The sequence below is a fragment of the Priestia sp. P5_B4 genome, from assembly GCF_056400385.1.
Genome location: NZ_JBFULJ010000718.1, coordinates 1 through 1,958, shown reverse-complemented (window position 1 = coordinate 1,958; position 1,958 = coordinate 1). Strand labels below are relative to the sequence as shown.

General features: G+C 38.3%; 2 protein-coding genes and 1 pseudogene. All 3 read right to left on the bottom strand.

Annotated features, from left to right (window positions below; all coding sequences use genetic code 11):
* Nucleotides 1-228, bottom strand: a pseudogene (locus AC1DRF_RS25130) (sulfate ABC transporter permease subunit CysW); the annotation flags it as partial.
* A gap of 12 nt (nucleotides 229-240) precedes the next feature.
* Entirely contained in the window at nucleotides 241-1,077 is an 837-nt protein-coding gene (cysT, locus tag AC1DRF_RS25125; RefSeq protein WP_097823566.1) for a sulfate ABC transporter permease subunit CysT, read from the bottom strand.
* A 93-nt stretch (nucleotides 1,078-1,170) separates the two neighbouring features.
* Nucleotides 1,171-1,958, bottom strand: a 788-nt coding sequence (locus AC1DRF_RS25120; protein ID WP_477741973.1) for a sulfate ABC transporter substrate-binding protein, incomplete at its 5' end; no start/stop codon positions are given.

Below are 1,958 nucleotides of genomic sequence, written 5' to 3'. Positions count from 1 at the left end.
TTTAATAGCAGCCAAAGCATCCGGATTCGTAATCGCAGCGAGATACGTTTCCAGCCCTTTTTGAAAAGCTGTCATAAAAATGGTGATGAGCGGGAGCACTAAGAATAGAGCTAAAAAAGCCAGTGCAATAAATGTAAGCAGCCACTGGACGACTTTGGGCTCTTTTAAACTAGAATGATTAAGTTTAACAGTCGTTTTTGCATGCTGCATTGGAACATGTCCTGCCAATGTCATCCCTCCTTAACTATGTACAAATTTACGATTTGTCCACCATTGAATAATATTAATAAGTAATAACAGAAAAAATGATACAACGAGCATGACTGATGCAATAGCAGTAGCGCCCGCATAATCGTACTGCTCGAGTTTTGTCATAATAATAAGCGGCGTAATTTCAGTTTTCATCGGCATATTTCCAGCAATAAAAACAACTGACCCGTATTCTCCAAGCGCTCTTGCGAATGAAAGAGAAAAGCCTGTTAAAATAGCAGGCACCAGCTCTGGAAAAACAACTTTTCTGAACGTTTGCATTCGGCTGGCTCCTAAACTAGCCGATGCTTCTTCGATCTCTGCATTAAAGTTTTGCAATACTGGCTGCACCATTCGGACAACAAACGGCAGACCAATAAACGTCAGAGCGATAATAATTCCAATAGGCGTAAATGCGATTTTAAACGTAAATAATTGACCAATCCATCCTTTCGGAACGTAAAGAGTGGTCAAGGCAATGCCGGCAACAGCCGTTGGTAAAGCAAACGGCAAATCTACAAGTCCATCAATAAACCTCTTTCCTGGAAAATGATATCTCACTAATACCCATGCAATAATAGTTCCAAAAATAACATTAATAATCCCTGCTGCAAATGCTGCTCCAAAACTTAATTTATATGATGCTACTACTCTAGAGTCTGTAACAGTTTTAATAAACTCGCTCCATCCCATAGATGCCGTATTTAGAAAAATCATAGCTAACGGAAAAAGCACAAGGATACTTGCATAAAACATCGTAAAACCTAAAGAAAGCCCAAATCCAGGTAAGATGCTTTTCTTTTTCTTCTGTCGTTGTAACACGCTCACGTCTTACACCTCTCTCTGCTTTCAAGATACATGTACACAGAAGATACGAATTACCATTCGTATCTTCCTCATTTACTTTTTTAATGCATCATATTACTTTGGCTGATAAATCTGATCGAATGTTCCTCCATCGTTAAAATGAGTTTCTTGAGCTTTTTTCCAGCCGCCAAAATCTTTAATGGTGACTAGGTTAAGAGAAGGAAATTGATCTTTGTGTTTCTCTAATATTTTTTCATTTCGAGGACGATAGTAGTTTTCCGCTGCGATTTCCTGACCTTTTTCTGTATATAGATATTTCAAGTATGCTTTTGCTACCTGTGTTGTGCCTTTCTTTTCAGCTACTTTATCTACTACAGCAACAGGCGGTTCTGCTAAAATACTTAATGACGGTGTTACAATTTCAAATTTATCTTTTCCTAGCTCATTTAATGATAAGTAAGCTTCATTTTCCCATGCAATTAACACGTCTCCAATACCCCGTTCTACAAACGTAGTTGTCGCTCCGCGTGCGCCTGAGTCTAACACTTCAACATTTCCATAAAGTTTACTCATGAAGTCTTCAATCTTTTTGTTATCTCCGTTATATTTATTCTTCGCGTATGCCCAAGCTGCTAAATAATTCCAGCGTGCGCCTCCAGACGTTTTTGGATTTGGTGTAATAACGGATGTACCTTTTTTCGTTAAATCATTCCAATCTTTAATTCTCTTTGGATTTCCTTTACGAACTAAAAAAACAATTGTTGATGTGTATGGTGTAGAATTATGAGCCAATTCTTTTTCCCAGTCTTTGTTTAATAATTGGCGAGTTTGAGCGATTTCATCAATATCGTAAGCAAGCGCCAGCGTTACTACATCCGCTTCCAAACCGTCAATAACTGCCC